Origin of the sequence: Streptomyces sp. NPDC020884, from assembly GCF_044333935.1 — a bacterium.
Lineage (GTDB): Bacteria > Actinomycetota > Actinomycetes > Streptomycetales > Streptomycetaceae > Streptomyces.
The window spans coordinates 72,443-91,719 of sequence record NZ_JBIRRY010000010.1 but is presented as its reverse complement, the minus strand read 5'-3'; the positions used below and the strand labels follow the sequence as shown (position 1 = coordinate 91,719).

Here is a 19,277-nt window from a genome sequence, read left to right as displayed (position 1 = left end):
GCGGTAGTGGTCAAATATCCGCGACAGCCTGACATCCGCTCCGTCGACGGCACTGCCGGCGGACCACCGAGCTCGAGGAGAGGTACATGAACCGCTTCCCCACCCGCGCCGTGGCGGCCGCGGCCGCCGTGCTGCTCGCTGCCGGTTGCTCCGCCTCCGGCGACGATGACAAGAACGCGCCCGCGCAGGAGAACAGCGCGAAGCCGTCACAGTCGGCCGGACAGGGCCTGGCAGTACGGCCGGGGAAGGACCTGCTCGCCCACCAGGGCGTGGCTGTGGCCGCGTTGGACCGTGCGACCCTGCAGATCCGCAAGCAGGTCACCGTCCCAGAGCCGGTCGCCCAGGGCCAGCTCGCCGGGACTGGCAGTCGAAGCCGCGCCTTCGACGGTTCCTTCCGCTACGCCCTGGTCGGCGAGAGCGGCATGGGCGCGCAGGCACGCGATGGCGCCCTGACCGTCGCTGATCTCAACGCCACCGGCGGGAAGGCTGTCCTGGCGATGTCTCGCGAGCAGCTGACCGCGGCAGGGGTGACCGGCACCATCTCCGGAGCACAGTTCACTGGCTCGTCCGCGGAGCCGGAGCTGTGGTTCCAGACCACGGAGGCCGACCACCCGTCCGGCGAAACCTGGTCCAGCTCGACGGCAAACCAGTACAAGATCGCGTCGCTGTGGTCGGTCAACATCAAGCACTGGCAGGCCGGTCACCGCACCGCGCAGAAGCACCCGGTGCCCGCCGACATCCAGGCGTACTGGAAGAGCCAGGACTGCCAGACGGCGTTCTCCCGCAGCCCGGGGCAGGAGACCTTCACCCCCTGGAGCTGCTGGACCGTCGACGCGGCCGGAACCCCTGTGGCCAGCGGCCCGGAGAACGAGCGCACGGTCAGCGGCACCGTTGACACCGGCTGGACGAACCCGGCATCAGGAACCGGTACGGAGAAGGCGACCTTCAGCTACGTGAAGGGCAGCGACGGCAAGCCGGCCCTTCCGTTGAGCGTCAGCGGCGCCGGCGGGAATGGCACCTCGACCCTGGACGGCATGTCCGGACTGATCGACACCGGCTCCGCAGCTCCCAGCGAGCGGAGGATGTGGCGGTTCACCACCGAGGGTTCACAGCTGAAGCTGACGGAGCTCCCCGCGGCCCTGCCGGCCACGGCGGCCGCTGATGGTGAGACCGAGCTGTGGGCATTCCCCGACGGCCAGGCCGCAGCCAAGGCCGAGGACGGCAACACCGCCACAGGCTGGATCCTCACCTCCAACGGGAAGTGGCAGAAGACCGGCGCCTGGCCGGCCGACCTCCAGGACGCTGAAGTACTCACCACCGCCTGAACCGAACCGCGACAGGGCCCGGAGATGACCTCTCCGGGCCCTGTCCGCTTCTCTCCGTACCGTCCCCAGCGGCTTAGACCCTGCTGCAGAAGGACGGCCCAGGCATGAGCACACCATCAACCGCTCGAACCTTCCCGCGCGCCCGGCGGCTCCTCCTCGCCGCCGCAGCCCTCGCGATGGCGCTCATCACGCTGCAGATCGCTACGACCAGCCCCGCAGCAGGGCTCGCTGTGTGCGCCGTCGGTGCTCTGTGCGGATTCGGCTTGTGGCTCCGCGCGAACCGCAGCGTCGCCACGACCGTGTTGTCGACCTGCCTCACGATGATGTGGATCCCCGCTGCCATCCACCGCGTCGGCGAAGCTGCGGGCGTACCCGAGGCGATAGCTTCCTGGGAGGTCGTGCCCATGTGGGCTCTCGCTCTCGCCGCTCCAGCGGGAGCGAGGCTTTCCGCCCGCCACCGTGGCTCACGTGCCGTGACCGTGGTGCTGTGCCACCTCGCCCTGTGCGCCACGGCGTTGACCGCCGCTGTGTTCCCCGCCGCTTCCCTGTCAACGGCGGTCGCCCTGATGTCCCTTGCCCTGGTCCTGCGCTCCGGGTTTCCGGCGGCTTGGAGGATGCGGCTGCGCCGAGCCCGGTCATCCACTGGTCGCATCCCCGTACGGCGCCGCGACGATGCAGGCCGGCTGTGGCTCTCGACCTCACCGCGCGACACCGAGGTACTCGTCGGCGCTCACGGAACGATCGCGGCGGTGCACCGGCTTCCCCCCGGCAGGGTTGCCCTGAGCCGTATCGCCGATCAGACCCGGGGGAAGGTGCAGGCGTACACGCTGAATGGGGCTCCCGACCAACTCGTTGATGTACTGGCAGGCTTCGCCGCCGCGGACCGTGCGCTCGCCCGCAAGATGAACCTGGCCGCGACGGACGTCCACACCCTGGTCACCGCACCGAACGCCGGTCTCACCTCAGGCACCGTCTCCATCGACGTAGCAGGAATCTGGGATACGGAGGCACATCGGTACGTCGATCACCGCGTGACGCTACTTGCGGCTACGGAGGCGCATGGGCATCTCCATCACCTCGTGGTCAGGCGCGGGCGCCTCACCACGAGGCGGCGAGGGGCCGTCGGCCAGGCAGGCGGCGACAGGCGGCAGCGGCTCATCGCCTCTGCTGTTTCGATCATGCAATGACCGCGCACATCAGAGCATGAGACGCGGACGTACAACCAGGCCGCACTGCCGAATCGGCGCAGGAGCGGACGCAGGTCGATGAGGCGAGCAGAGCACCCCGGCCCCCGAGTTCGCTCTGCGGCCAGGGCCCCCAGCGCGCCGAGTAGGGGGTTGTCCCAGGTCCAACGGTAGATTCGATCGCATGAGCGACGATGCTCCCAAGCGCATTCCCCTGGATACCCCCGCGTCGTCGGCGGCGCTCATCCTGGGCTGCTCCCCGCATCAGGTCGGTCCGTGCGTACGCGCCTGCGGGGGCTTGACCGCCCGCTACGGCGGCCCGGCCAGCCCGATCTGCCCCGCGTGCCAGCATGAGCGGCCCGCTCCCGCGTTGGGGCGTCGAAAGGGATGAGGGGCATGGACTGCAGGATCGAGTGACCGTCCCTAGGCGTTGGTCACTGCCAGTTGGGAGAAGAAGTGGCACGCGTCGCGCTGATCCAGACCAAGGCGAAGGCCCCCCGGGGCGCCCGGGAGGCCTTCGTTTTCCTCGACGCTCAATCTGCCGAGAACGGGGCGTTGAGGCCCTGTACTGCTGTGGACGTTCGTCCGGTCTGCGTTGCGATCCTCGCCCTGGGCGCGTATTCCCTGGACACAGGGTCAAGGGGTTCCGCCGGGTATCCCAGGGTCCCGGCGACGGCAACAACGTAGCAGTGCCCTAGGGCCGACGCGTAGCTCTTCCCTCGATCGGGGCGTCATGCCTGGGTTCACGCTCCGTCTACGCCGGGGTGCCCCTATATTCGCGCCCGCAGCCGCTCAGTCCTGGCGGGGAGAGCGCGGTCGGGGAGGAGCCGGTGTCGCTGGGGGGTTGGGGCGAGCCGGCGGAGAGGGAACCGCACCAGGTGCGGCGGGGGGTACCGGCCTTGGCGATGGGCGCGGTGAGGGGCGCCGTGTCGCTGGAACTGTGGGGGCTGGGCCTGCGATGGGCACGGGCCCGCGGGCCGGACGGAAGACTGTTGTCTGCGGAGACGGTGAGCGGGTCGGCGGAACAGCCGATCCGCTGCCGGTTGCACCGCTCGCGGGCTTCACGGACGTGCCCGGCCGAGTTGCAGCCGGACGTTTCACGCTGCCGCCTCCCGCCCCAGTGGTCGTGCTGCTGCCCTGCTTCCCCTTCGCGGGGGGCGGAGTGGCAGCGGGACCGCTGGGGCTGCTTCCGGTCCCCTTGGAAGTCGGAGCCGGCGGCTTCGCTCCCCCGGGCTTGCTTGGCTGTACGGTCGTCTGCCCACCGTTCGGCTTGCCCGCACCCGCCCCGGCGGAACCTCCAGCCGGCGAGGAGCTTGGCGCTGTTGGCCGGGACGGAGCCTGCGGGCGTCGGGTTCCTCGGGGACTGGGAATCCGGTTTCCGGTGATCTGGCTCATCCCGCGGCGTGCTGCGGACCTGGCCTGCGTCTTGACGAAGTTGCCCGAGCGGGAGGTGACGTCGTTGTACGCCGCCTGCGCCTCGAAAGCCTGATCGGTGCTGCGCCGCGCACCCTTCATGATCTTGAGGGCGAAGTACCAAAGGCCCGCTCCGACCATGACGATCATCAGCACCTGCACACCCAGGGAAGCGCTGCTGCTCAGGATCATCGTGTAGATGGCCAGCAGGAGGGTGAGCGCCGTCCAGGCGATGCCTTTGAGGACGAAAGCGATCGTGAAGGCGTTGCCCCACTCCCGTGCGACGAACGTAGCCGGTGGGAAAGCCGCGATGGCTCCGACGATCGGCAGCACGATGATGAGGACCAGGATGAAGCCCTCCCAGAACAATTTGAAGAGAGCGACGATGTCGATCGACGGTGCGAGGATCACGTTGGAAATGCCGGAGGCGATGGCGACCTGCATCCGCGACGAAGGGTTCGCTCCCCGCCAGTCGTTGAACCGGCTCTTGCGCTCGTCCTTGGCCATCTGCTTGGCGACCTTCTCGAAGTAGTCGCCCTTCTTCGCCAGGGAGTCGTTGTCGTCGGCACGCGTGTACGTCTGTGCCATCACCTGGGCCGTGCGCATGTCGGTGCACCGGTACCCCTGCGAGCAGTCATCGGTACTCCACCCGCCACCCGGGTCGCCCTTCCACCCGCTGTCGATGACGCTGTCGGCATTGTGCCCGAACTGCCCCGCCGCCCACGGGGTGAACATCATGGCCTTGTACATCGTGCAGGAGCTGATGCGTTTGGCCCGGTTGGGGACTCCCTCGGCCAGCCAGCACGGGTCAGCCGTCTTCGTCGCCGCGTTCTCCGGGAGCATGACCTCGGTCATCGCGGAGGAGAACCCGTTGATCGCCTGGTCGGCCTCCGAGGTGAGGGTGGTGTACCAAGATCCCTGCAGCAGCAGCGCGCTGACGAACAGGGCGGCGGCCATGCCACCGAGTCCCTGCCACACCTTGGCCCTGCTTTTCGTTCTGCTCTGCACGACCACCCACGCGCCGCACAGTGTGATCATGACGGTCCCGAGGGGGGCCCAGACCGTTGAGTACAGCTTCGCCACCAGGCTGTTCGCGGAGTCGTTCTTGCCCTGGTACAGGTCCTGGAACGGGGCCGTGTTCATCGCGAGGTCCTGGATCGCCAGACTGAAGTTGGCCAGCGACTTGCTGAACTCGAACGTGGTCTGAGCCATCCAGTTCCCGGCGACGTCCATGATCGAGCAGGAGTCGTCGCCGTTGGCGTTCTTCTTGTACGTCGACCACAGCAGCCCGCGCCCGTTGGTCAGCTCGTACAGCGTGTAGTTCCGGGCGACGGTCTTCTTGTTCATGTCCGCGGTCGGTGCCGGACCGTACTGGGGCTTCGCTGTCGGAAGCAGCACGGTGGAGGCGGAGGCGTAGAACTCCGGGCCCCAGTTGCCCTTGCCCGGCACACCGATGCAGTCCAGCCCGAACGGGGCGGCCTGCGCTGTGGACATGGGCGTGCCGAGGACCAGGGCCGCGACCGTCAGAACGGTGAAGACCCCCGCCCGGGCCGCTGCGGATGCCCGGCGGACCTGACGGATGAACAGGCCGTTGCGGCGGGGTGGTGGGAGCGTGCCCGCCGGGACGGCGAGCGGCGTCATGCCCGCGCGGACGGATCCGCTGCGGGGCCTAGGCGGAATCAGGCGAACAGCCAGTGGGATGCTCATCAGGCAGCCACCTCCAGGTCACCCATGTCGGTCTGGAACGACCAGAGCGCCACGTCGGCCGGCGGGTCGACTGCCTGCCGGGAAGGCCGGGTCTTGGGGTTGGTGTCGGTAGCCCGCAGCAGCTCCATGAACACCAGGTCGATCTCGGTCGTGCCCACCCGGTTGTCGGCATCGCGGTACATGCACACACCGGTTTCCAGGTGCGGTTCCATCAGCGAGGCGGTGACCCGCGGGTCGTCCGGGTCCCGCTTGAGCATCGGCGCGACGCGGCGTGCCTCCTCCACCGACTTCTGCAGGAACATGAACGCCGAGTGGATCTGGTTCGTCCCGCCTTCGCGGGCTTCCGCATCCTCGATCCGGATGAGGTCGGCGACCTGCTGCGTGATCAGGTAGACGACCATCGCGTACGACCGGCCCTGCTTCAGGGCTCGCTGCAGCAGGGACCGGCCGGCCGGTGTCGCCGTCACCACGTAGCTCTCGTCGACGAACAGCGCCTTGGGCCGGATCGCCATCAGACCGGTCACCGGGTGCTGCTCCAGCTTTACGTCGAGCATCTGGCTGGCCATCCGCATGACCATCTGCAGGATCGTCGACGCGAGCCGGTCCGGCGCCTGCCAGTTGTCCGGGTTGTCGTCCTGCGGCAGCTCCAGTCCTCGCAGAGTGATCACCGTCCGGCGGCGGCGGGTCGCCTCGAACGGGCGTGGCTCCTTCGCGAACGCCAGACGTGCGTAGGGCATCTTCCGCAGCGACTTCAGCACCGTGACTGCGAGCTCCAGCTCCGCGAGCTTGTCAGCCCGGCTCGTGGCGTCATCCCTCGCGGCTGCGAGCTGGTCCTCGATGTCCTGCACGACCTCCCACGCTGTAGGCCGCGGTGCGCTGGCCGCGGCCAGCGCCGCGCCCGCCCCCTGCGCCATCAGGGCCTGCAACCGCTGGTCGTAGCGGTCCACCACCGTTTCCATCGCGACGGTGACCGGCACCTGGACGCGCTGCCACATCTGCTGCCCGATGAACCCGGCGAACATCGTCTCCGCCACCAGCCGGCCGGCGTGAACGTCAGGGGTGATCGCCCAGGGGTCCAGAACACCGTCGTGGCTCTTGAGCAGGTCGATGACCCGGGTCTCGGCCCAGAACTCTGCGTTGACGGGCTGGAACTTCGAGTAGGCCGTGCCGATGGTGCCTTCAGCGGCCTCCCGCTCGAACTCGGGGTCGTTCACCTGCGCCCCGAAAGCCAGGTAGTAGCACATTTGGGCGAAGTCGACCTTCGGGTCGATCGCCACGCATTCGGTGCCCGCTTCGGACTCCTGCCAGAACTTGAGCAGCCCCAGGCTGGACTTCCCCCCGCCGGACGCTCCTGCGCAGGCCACCCCTGCCCCCATGTTCCGTGCCGGGCCTACGTGCAGCGCGTAGTGAACGGGGAAACGGCCGGACCAGCCGATGAACGGTCCCTTCCAGCCCAGTACATGCCCGCTGCGATCCCGGCTCGTGCGGTCCCCGATGTTGACCCCGGCCGTGGGCAGACCGACCCCGAACGTCTCCAGGGACTGGATCCGCTGGTACGGGGCGATGGGCACCTTCGGCTCGTCGCCGGGCAGCGCCTCTTGTATCAGCCGCCACTGCAGCCGCTTGGCACGCAGCACCTCCACGCCCGCCTGTCGCTCCAGGTGCTTCTTCAGCTCGCTGGTCCGCCGGTTCAGCTCTTCCACCGTCGGCGCGGACACCGCGAACCTCATCCGGCCCTCGAACCCCGGGCGGGGGTCGTCCACGGCAGCGTCGACCGCTTCCTTGGACACGGCGACCTGGCCGGTCAGCTGCTGGTCCGGTGTCCTCCCTCCGGCGACCATGTCCTCATACTCGTCCTTGAGGTTGTTGTGGATCTTGACGATCTCCTTGCTGAACTGCTGCGCCGGCAGCAGCGTGCCGCGCCAGGAGACATCCACCGGGAAGTCCAGCTCCCCCACCCGCCGGGCCCACGCCTGGTACTGCTGAAAGCGCATGCTCTCCGGCCACGACGCGACGACCAGCGTCGTCGCGTACGACACCAGCTGCTGCCCGGTCTCCTCGTCGACCTGCTCGATCTCGATGTGCGTCGGCCGCGAGTTGTCCCCCCGGAAATCCACGACCAGGTCGAACTGGGAGCGCCCCCAAGCCCTGGAGCGGATCACCGGCTCCTTCGGCACCGGAAGGTGCCCGTAGAGCGGCTTGCGGATGTGGTACACGAGGTCCGCGCGTGACAGCGGCTCCCCGAGCCTGCCGAACGCCTGGTGAACGGAAGCGGCCACCGCCTGCCACCGCTCGATCGTGGCGGGCGCCAGGTCCTCCTCGGACACCCCGGTGACCAACTCCCCCGCCCGAGCAGTCAGCCCGGCCTTCTCCCCACTTCGCGGACGCGGCACCTCTGCAGAGGTCTCCCCCAGGCTCACCGTCGGCCCGTGGGTCAGAGAGCCCAGCTTCACGAACAGGACCACCTCGCGCTCCGAAGCGCCCAGCCGCTGCTGGTACTCCGCGATCCGCTCCACATACGCCCGGTAGTTCCGCGTCGGCAGCCACGCCGCGTCCACGATCCGCGCGGTCTCCGCCGGAGCGTCGACCGGCTTCTCCACGATCTTCAGATGCCACTCCACCGGCCGGTCCGACCGGCCGAGCGCCGCGAACACCCGCCCCGGCTCCGTCGCCATCGCAGTGAGCTCGTCCGCCGACGCCAGCTCCTCAGGATGCGTCGTCAGCCGAACTCCGGTCCACACCGAGTCCCCGTGGACAAAGATCCTGTTATCCGCGTACCGGTACGGAAGCCGATGAGCATCTTCACGTATCTGCCCTCCGCCGGCTGTACCGGTCTTCCCGTCCTTCTTCGGCTTATCGGTGTGCCCGTCCTTCGTCGATGGCACGAGGAACCATGTCAGGGCCAGCACGGCCACGATCGCCACGATGCCGATGATCAGCGCCCCCATCAGGAGCCCCCCTTTCGTGTACTGCGGATGGAAGATCCCCCGGGCGAGGACCAGAGAATGACCTGCCAGTGCAGGCGTTGCGGTTCCTCGGACCGCCCTAGCCCCTGAACCCGGCGCGGCTGTCGGAACGCGTAGTCGAGGCGGACCAGCAGCTCCGTGCCGGGGCGCAGCTTGCTGCTGGGAATAGGACGCGTCCACATCCAGCCCACGAGCACCGGAGGGCCGGCGAACAGCACGGCAGCCACCCACCACGCGTCGCGCAGCGGCGGAATCACCAGGCTGACCAGACCGAGCAGCGCCCCCCAGCCCAGGCCGACGAGCAGAGTCACGCCGCAGGCCTGCATGTTGATGCCGGGCATCCACTGCGGGAGCGGCCCGCCCAGCCTGAACATGCGCTTCGGACGGTCCCGCATCCGCGTGTAGTCGTGGGCGACGATCCCGTCGCCGTCATGCCAGTTCATGGAGCTCCCTGAGAGGGAGCTGCCCCTACGGCCCTGCGCCGCCCGGGGGCAGCTACTTGAGCGTGGTCGTCGCGAGCGTCTGGATGATGGTGAGGATCACGGCACCGCTGACGATGATGGCGACACCGAGACCGAGAACCCCAAGGTTCTGTATGGCCTCACGCAGGCTCTGTCCGCCCTTCATCGAGATGATGACCTTGATTCCGAGGACCACGATCATCACTCCCGCCAGGGAGAGCCCGATCACCTTCACTTCAGTGCCGATGTTGTTCAGCACACCGTCCACCGTCGGAGCGGCGAGCGTGTGCAAGGACGCCGGGCTGAAAGCCGCGACGGCCGAAAGGGCAGGAGACATGAGCGTTCACCTTGCTTGAGGTGCGGTATTCCGACGCTCACGTTCTAGCCAGCAAAGCGGACACCCTCTGTGCGGCCCCGGACAGCGCGGTCCCCACGTGACGTTTTGCTCGCCCCATCACCGGGGCCGCAGAAGACCAACACACGGTGTGAGCCGCAGGCTTCGGGCCGGTTCGCGGCTCCGTACTGCCAGGGACTGTGGGTTGGTCTGTGGCCGGTTCGGGGTGCACGATGGCGCAGTCCGGGATGAGGACCATCGTCTTCCCGGGCTCGGCAGGGTGAGGAAGGACAAGGGGTATGGGACGAGCTTCTCGACGACGTGCAGAACGCCGCAACAAGCCGGTTCGGCCTGAGGCTGGAGGCGCTCTGGAAGAGCGGTACCTCATCCGCCCGGCCACTCCGGATGACGACGCCAGCACGGTACGAGCGCTGCTGGAGACGGTCAACTTCACGGACGCGGCGATGCCCGACCAGATCATCGAGCGGATGCGCACCGGACTGCGACTGCCTGCCCAGTTCGGCACCGCGACCCTGCTCCTCGCCCACGAATCCCCTGCGGGACCGGCCGTCGGTCTCGCCCACGCGATCCCGCCCTTCGACTGGCTGATGGCGAGGGAGGCGACACTGGGCCGGAAGCTGTGCCTCACCCTGGCAACGACCCTCGTCGAGCTGGAGGCGGTGTCCGTGGCCGACAGCGCCCGCGGCCACAAACTGGGCCACCGGCTCGTCGACACCCTGGTCCGCTCCTACGCCGACCAGGGGTACGAAGTGATGCTCGGAGGCATTCACGCCCACCAGACCCATCTCGCGCCGTACTACGAGGACGACGGCTTCCACGTACTGCCCCCCGGAGCACCGCTCGACCTGCAACTACCCATCGGCCGGATCCGGTTTCCGGCGAGCACGTCGATGCGCCACCTGGTGCGCCCGCTCACCCCGCGGGTGTCCTACAGGGACGGCATCCTCAAGGGCCTGCTCACCGGCCGGTGACCCTCTCGGCCCCGCAGGTCCTTGCCCGCTGCCCCGTCGTGGGGCCGCCGCTGCAACCGCGACAGAGCCCAGCGGCTCTGCGGACCATGGCTGCCAGCGCACGGCGACCACAAGGCGGCGGTGCGCGCGGGAACCTCCTCCGCTCTGGCGCCTCCTGCTCTTCCCGTTCGACGGTCTGGTCGGCGCACCCGCACAGCCTGAGGTACAACGGTTCCTCACGCAGCGGTGCCTGGGGGGAAGACCATGGGACGCAAGACAGCCACCATCGCCCGCTACCGAGCGGGCCGGGCCAACAGAGTCCTGCGCCTGGCCTTGTGGGAAGCCTGGGACTCGAAGTGCTACTGGTGCACCAGACCGCTGGAGTTCAGCGTCTCCCAGATCGACCACATCATCCCGAAAAACGTGACCGACGCGGACCTGAAACGACTCAAGGCGGCGTACGGCCTGCCGGACGACTTCGACGTCCAGGACCCTCAGAACCTTGCCCCGATCTGCCCACCGTGCAACGGAGTGGAGGGCAAAAGCGACTCCACACGCCAAGCGGGCGTCACGATGAACTGCCTGGCCGCCGCCGAGAAGCGTCGCCCTGCCGTGCTCGCCCGAGTCCAGACCTTCGGCCGGTCGGGCAAGGTGGCCACACACCTGCTGGAGGCCGCCACCGCAGATCTCAGCCAACCGGACACCCGGCGTGAGTTCCTGGACACTGCCCCGGCGGTCGTTCAGGTCCTGGCGATGACAGAGCAAGGCATCGGCGACTACCGCTCGTTCCGTGAGATAGACGTATGCGTCGACGACGAAGACGGCCTGTGGCAGCGCATCGATGTGGCTCTGGATGACCGAGGACGACTCACGATCTCCCTCCTGGAGAACCTGTGCGCCACCGAACTGGAAGACGTCCTCCAAGATCCGATAGCGCAGCTCATCGGGGAGATGCACAGCCGGGTCACAGCCGGGCTCGAGGCCATGGAGACAGGAGCCCCGATCACCGCCGGACCGCCCACCAGCGACTTCATCACCCTCAACATCGACTCTCTCGACTTCCGACGGTACGCCGGGCAGGTCGAGTTCACCTTCCAGGGCGCCTTCGAAGCAGGCTTCGCAGCGTCCGTGGTCCGCAGCAGCTCAGACGGGGGCGGGACGGACGACCTGCAAGGCGACGCCATGGTCAGCGGAACATACTCCTTCGTGGCCGACTGGGACCTCGCCGACGAGCCCGCGCGGGTGCAGCCCGGCGACTGCACCATCGAGGACTGGGACCAGGACCTCAACGTCGCGTAACGCGACGGCAGCCGGATGGCGGGCCGCGCACCGTTCAGCTGCCACAGCTCCGCCCGGCCCCGGGGCCACCGACACCACCGCCCCGCCCGGGCGCCATCAGCCGAGGGGCACCACAGGGTCAAGACGTGTTGGCCTTCCCGCCCTCCTGGTCGACCACACCCGCCCTGATGTCCTTCACGAACCAGCCCTGATCCGTCAGAACGACCTGCACCCGGTACCGCTCCGTGACTAGGCTGCTTCCCGCCTTCCACCGCACGCTCACCCTCGCCCAGGTGACGTCATCAACACCCCACTCGTGTCCGTCCGTCGCCCCTACCCCCTTCGGCAGCAGCACCTGGACGTCGGACACCTGCGGGGACCCCAGCGCACCCCGGAGCCCCGCCCTCGCCGCAGTGCTCGCTCCCGGCGCGACGTACCGCGACAGCGTCGTTGCGTTCGAGGCCCCCCACGAGGTGAAGAAGTCCGCGAACAGCTTCCCCTGAAGCTCCGCCGACAGGACGGAGTCCGCCTCCAGCGGGTCCTTCACCGCCGGCGGGGTCGCCGGATCCGGTTGCGGCAACGTCCCCACGTCGCCGACGACCCGCATGCCATTGCCCGACTTCAGGTCATCCACCCACACCGGAATAGACAAGGTTCGTAGCCCCCCAGTGGTCAGCTGCACCTGGACCCCGATGTAGAAGCCGTGCTCCGGATACTCGGCGATCGGCTCCATGACACCCGACCACACCGAGTACGCCACAACCTGTGTCCCCTTGCCGTCCCACCCGCACGTGGGGTCCACCCCGGCAGAGGACAGCCGGGCAATGGCCTGGCGCCGCTGCTCGGCCTGCTCCGGATTCTGGTTCGCGCACAGCCGGGCGTACCGGTCCGCGAAGGCGATCGCCCGCTCCACCGGGAAGGGCGTCAGCCGGTACTGGGATACCTCCTCATCGGTGATGCCGGTCTCCACCGGGGCCGGATGACCTGCGGTGTACGCCATCACGCCGACCGTCCCCAGCGCGAGGAACGACACGGACACCAGGGCAGTCATCCGGGCGGCAACGTGAGTGCCCCTGCCGCCGCTCAACCGCCCTCCGGGGCGAGGCACGTCAAACCGATCACCGGCCGCGGCCGTAGGTGTCTCCGAGGGAACGGACTTGGCCTTCCCCCTAGCCTCCTTCTTCTGCCGCTTCCTCTCCTTGGCCGTCGCCGCCCCCGTCTGCGGCTGCGCAACCGGATCGATGACGAACTGCTGAGACTGCCCCGGCGCGGCACCCCGCGCGAAGAGTTCCTCCGCCGCCCGCACAGCGTTGTACCCGTCCGCCGGGCCGGGCGCCCGCCAACCACCCTGTCCTGCGCCCGGCTGCTCACCCCACGGCGCAGCGCCCGCCTGACCCGACGGATCGGCGTGCCCCGCAGCCGCCGCCGACGCTCCGGGCGGTGGCGGCAGCCACGCATTGGGATCTGACGGCTCCTGCTGAGGCGGCGTCGTCTCTCCGTGCGGGAGGTGCGGATAGCTCACGTGATCTCCAAAGCGGGAAGCGGACCGGTCCGGCGCCGGGGTGAACCCCCCGCACCTGCTGTAGCTGCGAGAGGCAGTGTCGGATGCCGACCGGACACCCACGCATACGGCCACCTGACTCAGTCGAACTGCGACATGACCGAATCCCAGCCATCGTCACCATCGCCATCCCCATGCCCCGGCCCGTCGGGGGCCGGCTCCGGAGGAAGACGAGGCAAGCCCCGAGGAGCGGGTGGAATCTCCGAGACAGGCACGCGCGCGGGAGGTGCCGGCACCGGGGTTTGTCCGGTCGCGAACCCCTGAAGGGCTCCTGCCGCCGGATGCTCTGGCAGAGGGTGACCCGGTGCAGCTGCGGGCCGGGCTGGCGGCTGCTTCAGTAGCGTCACCGGCTCCAGCCCGGGGAGCCCCCACGTCCCGTCCGGCCTCCAGACGACTACCGGCTCCCGCACCGAAGGAACCGCCGAGGCATCGACGAGAACGGTATGGACTGCCTCCCACCACCGGTTAGGACCCTCGTCCACCGAGTGAACCGTCGACAGGGCCGGATGCTTCGTGAGCCAGACCAAGTGATGGTCGGGCAGGTCCTGGAACACGGACGCGGGCACCCGCGCCTCCCGGCGGGGATCCCGTTGGATCAGCCCGCCGCGCTTCGTACGCCGACGGCCATGCCGGTCGAGCTGATGCTGCCTACGCCCGTACACCTTCGTGACCTGACTGGTCAGCCCCGACAGCACCTCCGCATCCTCAGCTCCGTTGACCCGCAGGCACAGGAAGTTCCCGCACGTCTCCAGTACCCGCTTCGCCCACACACCGGTGCCGTCCACGGCCACCAGGTCCGCCCACGACTGCGTCGACAGGATCGGCCGGACCATCGCGTCACGGGCCTTGTTGCACAGCCCGAGCACCGCATCGCCGGTCGCTGACCCGAACTCCTCGACCTGCACATACAACGGCCACTGCGGTGCCGCACCCGAGGCGATGTCACGCCGCAGCATGTCCGTGGTGTTCTGCATGTCCAGCAGCACCAGCGTCCCCAACGTCCGGGCGAGCGAGCCGTACGTGGAGACGTTCAGCGAGAAGACGACGATGTCGCCCTCGTGCGCCGCCCGGCGCAGATCGATCGTCTGCTCCCCCGGCCCCGGGCGCAGCCACTGACCAGCCGCCGGCCCGTTGCTGTACGTCGAGATCAGACGCTGCGTATCCGCGACCGCCGACCGCGTCAGCTCATCACGCCGCCAGTTCGCCACCATCGTGGCCACCCGCTCACGCACCTCATGCACCGCCCGGCGCGCTGCCACCTGCTGCGCCGGAGGGACACGTGCAGCCACCGCATGGATGTCGATCCCGTCCGCGACCTTCTGCAGAAACTCGATGTCGAGGAGGTCGACGAGGCACTCGAACCCGCCCTTGCCCACGTTGTACCCCGACCAGTCGGCGACCTGGTACGCCAGCTGCGTGTACTCGTAAGCGCTGCGGAAGTAGACCGCCGCGTCCCCATCGCGACCCACCGAGTTCAGGAGCATGTCCGACTTCGACGTGGCGTTACCGCGGACCAGCGGGTCGTAGAACGCCGGTGAGGACGGAGCACCCGGGGCGACCGGCGCGTACGGCGAGCCGTTCGGGTCGGCCAGGTCAAAGTGGAGAAAGCGCCGCCCGTGGACCTGCGCAACCTCCGCGTAGTGCGCGGCCACATCCCGGCCGCCCTTGAAGTCAACCACCACCCAGCCGGATCCCAGTCCGACGAGCTGCGCGCCGACCGAGTTGGTCACGGCTGTCTTACCCGAGCCGGGCACACCCTGGACGAAGGTCGGCCGCAGGAACCCGTCATGCTCGGCGACGACCGGCAGCCCGGCCCGACCGGTACCGAAACCGACCGTTCCCGGTATCTCCACCCGCCGACCGAGGAAGTCCCGGCGCACCGTGGTGGCGTCCGTGTACGCGCCGGCCCGCATCCGCGCTGCGGTCTTCCCCGCAGCACGCCGCTCAGCCCTGGTGAGTTCCACGACGGCAGGAACGTCGTCAAGTTCGAACTGCGGCTCAACCCCTGCCTGGAAGTCGACCACCGCGATCCACACGGCCGCCGAGGCCAGCCCCACCGGGACCGACAGCGGCACCATCCAACCCAGCGCGGCCGTCACGGACATGTCGTGCGGCAGGTCCCAACCGACCGCAGCAGCGATGACCTGCCACAGGCCGACCACCCCCGCGACATGCCAGTCCACCGCACCGGAAACGGTCCCCTCCATCACCCACGCCACAACGAACAGAACGCCGGCGCAGGCGGCAGCCGCCGCGGTCAGGACTCGCCATGCCTGATTTCCCACCCGCACCGCGAGTCGTCCCGCGACCGCGATCGGGATGGCTGGCGCGCACACCGCAAGCAGTGCCATCCCCCAAACCGCACCCAGCCACCCGGCTACGGACTCGTCCTCATCCCGCTTCATCTCCGTCATGTGATCCACGAAATCCCCGCTCTCCTTGCTCTCTTGAAACGCACAGCACGTCCGCTCTCCAGCTACGCCTGCTGCTGCCACCAGGTCAGGAATCCGACGCCGGCCGCCTCCATTGCCCACCGCTCGCGCAGCTGCTTCCACCGCGAGAAATCCACCCGCCAGGTGTCCGGTACCTGCCTCAGGTCGAGCTGATAGGCCACGCCCGGGTCCTTCGGCTGAAAATGCCGGACAAGGAACGGACTGTCGGGCCGGTACTGAGGCGGCCCCGGAGGAAGCAGGCCCACTTGCTGCGCGACCCCGTCCGACCAGGCACCCGTGCGCGGGTGCGCATGCCCGTGCAGGAGAGCCATCACCGGCTCCGTGGCGAAGTAGACGACCTGAGGAAAGACCGCTCGTGAGTCGCGGTACGACCGCAGTACCTGACGGATCTCCGCCGGGCTCTTGGCCGTGATCTCCACCTCGACAGCCACCAGGCCCAACGGCGCGGCAACCACAAGATCCGGGTAATGGACCCGCCCGCCCGCTCCGACAGGGGCACACAGGAATCGCTCCCGTCCCCGGCCGTCGAACGTGGAACCGGGCTGCCGCGTCAGCGCCGCAGCGACCTGCTCGGCGCGCCCTGACGTTGTTGCCTCAGCACGTCGAACCTCGCGCTCCGAGAGCACCCGGGCACCGCCGAGCTCGAAGGTGAACGCCGCGTCCGTCATCGCCAAGCGGTGAAGCAGCCGCTCCCCGGGCCACTCCGGCGGACGGAGTTCCGTACTGCTCGCACGGGCGCCCCGCGCCGTCGTCCACACGCACGCGCCCGCCCAACGGATATCCGACGACATGCGCAGATAGCCCGCCTCTCGGAGCCAGCGGACCCTCTGACGAGCCGTCTCCTCCACCCCGTGCCAGTACCGGCGCGCGGCCTGCCGCAGCGTCATGACACCGAATCGCGTGGCCCCGGCCAACATCAACTCGTCGGTAGTAGTGCGCTCCCAGCCATCTGAGCGCGCTGTGCCATCCCCGCGCGTTTCGCCAGCAGCTGATGCCTTTCGTAGCGCGGCCGCACGCCGGCGAGGGGTCGCCAACGGCACCCCCTCCGGGAGCAGAGTGACCTCTCTCGACACTGGCCTCGGCATCCGGTCTCCACCTTCCTGACGTTGCGAACACGCCGAGAGATACCAACCAGACCGGCCACCGCCAGCTGGTGGAGGAAACCTGTTCGGGAAATCGCCGTACTCGCAGCTCAGGCACCGTGGAGGCCCACCAGCTAGTTGGGATCTTCGCGGGAAGTAAAGGGAGGAAGGGGTGTGAGAAGAAGGGAGAGCGCGGCCCTCCGGGCCTGGCGGGGCTGGCGTAGGACGCCGTGCGCCCTGTCGGGCTCGGCTGGGGTTCGGGTGGTGCGCTGCGCGCTGGGTGCCGGGCCGCTCCGCGGCGGGGCCGGTGAGCGGGCGCGGTTGGGCGCTCCGCAGCGAGGGGTGGTGAGTGGTGCTGATAGTGGTCTGGTGTCGGGCCCGGTGGTTCACGGTCTCGCCCAGGGGCTCGGCCGGCTCACCTACCGGTGCCCTTACGTGCCGGGGCGGGGCGCGGTTGGGCTCGAAGGTGCTCCAGGGCGCACGAGGACCCCCGAGGCGGGGGTGCGGACGGGCGGGGCCGCCGCGGTGCGGCCGTGCACCCGTGGCGCTCCCAGGGGCCGCAGAGTGTGCACCTGGCGGCCGCCGTACGGTGCCCCCGCCTCGGAGCGGCCCGTACGGCGTAGCGGAGCAGCTACGGGCCCGTGACGTCCCGAGGGGCCCAGGAGCGGGGACCAGGAGCACGGCGAGGAGCGAGGGGTGCGCACCGGCGGGGGCCAGAGGTGCCCCGCCGGGCGCTGAAGTTGGCCTGTGCTGGCGGCCGCTACGCCAGCCCAGGGCGAGGGGGATCTGCATGAGGCGGTGGTGAGCCCGGCCTGATGGCCGGGCTCACCACCGCCGGTCCGGAGCGCCTGTGGCGCTCCGGACCGGGGGTGGTGGGGGGCGGTGGGGGGTGGGAGTGCTGCGCCCGCCTTGGGGCGTGCTGGTGAGAGGGGCCGGGCCCGGGATGGGCGGTGGCGGAGGGTGCATGGGAGGGGGCGGGAGCGGGCTGCTGCGGGGCGGACTGGCTGCGGAGCGGGAGCGCTGGTGCCGTCTGGTGGCGGGCTGTCCGGCGGTGCTGTTCCCGGCTGTCCGAACCCGGTAAAGTGCGGGTGGTCACGCTGTCCGGATGACGCTCTGACCTGCGGCGATCCGAGCGAATTCGACCTTTCGTGCGGGCGCGTGAGGGCAGGTTGAGATTCCTCGGAATGGCCTTCCCGGAGAGGCCTGTCATTACTGTGAAGACAGATCCGGCATGCTGTTGGTCATGCCACGAGGAACGCCAGAACCCCTGAGGGACCGCGCTACCGCGCCCGTTGTCGAGCGTGTGATGAGACGTCACCACCGAGCAGGAGACCGCGACCTGGAGCTGTTCCCGGCTCCGGAGGACATCTTCGGCGTTCTGGCCTACCTCCGGGAGCGGGAAGAGGTTCTGGAACGTCCGGTGCACCGTCTGGAAGCGTTGAGGAGACGCACTGGGGACGAGGAACAGCAGCTCGCGGACGCCAGAGCAGCCCTGCGGGAGAACAACCTCGACCGCCTTCGGCTGACCCGTCGTCTACGTGAGCTTGTCGACGTCCAGGAGGTCGCGGTGCTGGAGGCGTGCTTCCGGTCCGGGCTCAAAGGCCGGGAGCTGGGCGTGATTCTCGGCATCGAGTCCCGCGGGGGCGCGGCCCTGCGCCTGCAGCGGCTGCGGTTGGCGATCCAGACGAAGTGGGAACTCCGTACGCCTCGACTGGCGAAGGCGAAGGCGGCCCTGGAAGCGGAGCAGACCCGGCGGGTCGCCTCGGGGCATGCCAGGGTGCGCCAGGCCGCGCTCAACTTGCTGGCTGTGCGCTCGTCGTTCCTCGCAGTGGAGGACCTGGATGAGTGGTGGGATGACCTCGCTTGGTACCTGGACGGCAATGATGAGACGCCTTCGGAGCAGGCGAGTACGGCCGTGCACCTGCGACAAGTCGTCAGGGACATCCGGACCCAGGCGCTCTTGGAAGGAGTGCCGCCGGCCCTCGACGAGGTTGCGTTGCGGTTCCTCGTCGAGGCCGAGGAGGCTGTTCGGCGGGTTTGAGCTGTTGAGCAGCCTGCCAGCGTGAGGTGGGAGAGGGCGTTTGTCTCCCATGGGAGACGGTTGTCCGAGTCGCGGGAAGGGCTGGGGTGCGAGACGAATACCCGTATCCAGTGCGGCTCCGGATACGGCATCGGAGTCGCTGCTACGGGGGAAACCGCCTGGATATGCACTTGCGGCCGTATGCCAGCTGTCAATGGCTAGTTGCTGCAAGGGCCGGAACGTCGCCTGCGGGAGAGGGTTGTTTTGGTTCGGCTCGGTAGCGCCTGCCTACGGGCTGGCTGTTTCTCGGGCCGGTTGCTGGGCCGCGGTAGTCGGCGGTGGCAAAGGGCATAGTCGTGTCGGCAGTTGCTGAGCGTGTAGCCAGGCGGCTGGATATGCAGTTTCAACCTCGTTGGTAGCGCCGGGCGCGGCGTGGGCACCCCTGGGTATCCAACGAGGCAGTACTGCTTCGCGGTACGGAAGCGCCAGCGGTTGCAGCTGGGGAACTGTCACCGACGCTGG

12 protein-coding genes are annotated in these 19,277 nt (G+C 68.9%); 5 read left to right on the top strand and 7 right to left on the bottom strand.

Annotated elements, in window-relative coordinates; translation table 11 throughout:
* The first annotated feature begins 86 nt into the window (after positions 1-86).
* Together ACH4UK_RS28120 and ACH4UK_RS28115 are read left to right on the top strand one after the other, a co-directional pair.
* The gene (locus tag ACH4UK_RS28120; protein ID WP_398360749.1) at positions 87-1,325 is read left to right on the top strand and encodes a hypothetical protein; all 1,239 of its coding nucleotides are present in this window, start codon (positions 87-89) and stop codon (positions 1,323-1,325) included.
* A 104-nt stretch (positions 1,326-1,429) separates the two neighbouring features.
* Positions 1,430-2,512, top strand: a complete 1,083-nt coding sequence (locus ACH4UK_RS28115) for a hypothetical protein (RefSeq protein WP_331759458.1) — start codon at positions 1,430-1,432, stop codon at positions 2,510-2,512.
* 789 nt (positions 2,513-3,301) lie between these two features.
* Here the strand turns inward: ACH4UK_RS28115 and ACH4UK_RS28110 are convergent.
* Genes ACH4UK_RS28110 through ACH4UK_RS28095 form a run of 4 tightly spaced genes read right to left on the bottom strand, consistent with a single transcriptional unit; the run spans position 3,302 to position 9,393 of the window.
* Complete coding sequence (locus tag ACH4UK_RS28110; RefSeq protein ID WP_398360747.1) at positions 3,302-5,629, bottom strand: hypothetical protein; 2,328 nt, start codon at positions 5,627-5,629, stop codon at positions 3,302-3,304.
* On the bottom strand, positions 5,629-8,577 hold the full coding sequence (locus tag ACH4UK_RS28105) for an ATP-binding protein (protein ID WP_398360746.1): 2,949 nt from the start codon (positions 8,575-8,577) through the stop codon (positions 5,629-5,631). Before ACH4UK_RS28105 ends, ACH4UK_RS28110 begins: the two co-directional genes overlap by 1 nt.
* Positions 8,577-9,038, bottom strand: a complete 462-nt coding sequence (locus ACH4UK_RS28100) for a hypothetical protein (protein ID WP_331759466.1) — start codon at positions 9,036-9,038, stop codon at positions 8,577-8,579. The genes ACH4UK_RS28105 and ACH4UK_RS28100 overlap by 1 nt, the downstream gene beginning before the upstream one ends.
* Before the next feature lie 52 nt (positions 9,039-9,090).
* On the bottom strand, positions 9,091-9,393 hold the full coding sequence (locus ACH4UK_RS28095; protein WP_331759467.1) for a hypothetical protein: 303 nt from the start codon (positions 9,391-9,393) through the stop codon (positions 9,091-9,093).
* A 296-nt stretch (positions 9,394-9,689) separates the two neighbouring features.
* Here ACH4UK_RS28095 and ACH4UK_RS28090 point away from each other — a divergent pair, with 296 nt between their 5' ends.
* Both ACH4UK_RS28090 and ACH4UK_RS28085 read left to right on the top strand, forming a co-directional pair.
* Positions 9,690-10,382, top strand: coding sequence for a GNAT family N-acetyltransferase (locus ACH4UK_RS28090; RefSeq protein WP_331759469.1), 693 nt, complete (start codon positions 9,690-9,692; stop codon positions 10,380-10,382).
* Positions 10,383-10,625: 243 nt separating this feature from the next.
* Entirely contained in the window at positions 10,626-11,660 is a 1,035-nt protein-coding gene (locus tag ACH4UK_RS28085) for an HNH endonuclease signature motif containing protein (RefSeq protein WP_331759471.1), read from the top strand.
* A 118-nt stretch (positions 11,661-11,778) separates the two neighbouring features.
* Here ACH4UK_RS28085 and ACH4UK_RS28080 read toward each other — a convergent pair whose 3' ends face one another.
* The 3 genes from ACH4UK_RS28080 to ACH4UK_RS28070 all read right to left on the bottom strand — a co-directional run bounded on the left by ACH4UK_RS28080 (position 11,779) and on the right by ACH4UK_RS28070 (position 16,540).
* Entirely contained in the window at positions 11,779-12,945 is a 1,167-nt protein-coding gene (locus ACH4UK_RS28080) for a conjugal transfer protein (protein WP_398360743.1), read from the bottom strand.
* A 335-nt stretch (positions 12,946-13,280) separates the two neighbouring features.
* Entirely contained in the window at positions 13,281-15,623 is a 2,343-nt protein-coding gene (locus tag ACH4UK_RS28075; protein WP_398360741.1) for a hypothetical protein, read from the bottom strand.
* A 53-nt stretch (positions 15,624-15,676) separates the two neighbouring features.
* Positions 15,677-16,540, bottom strand: coding sequence for a hypothetical protein (locus ACH4UK_RS28070; RefSeq protein ID WP_398360740.1), 864 nt, complete (start codon positions 16,538-16,540; stop codon positions 15,677-15,679).
* A 1,426-nt stretch (positions 16,541-17,966) separates the two neighbouring features.
* On the opposite strand from ACH4UK_RS28070, the gene ACH4UK_RS28065 reads away from it, so the two are divergent.
* Complete coding sequence (locus ACH4UK_RS28065) at positions 17,967-18,776, top strand: hypothetical protein (RefSeq protein ID WP_398360739.1); 810 nt, start codon at positions 17,967-17,969, stop codon at positions 18,774-18,776.
* Positions 18,777-19,277: the final 501 nt, after the last annotated feature.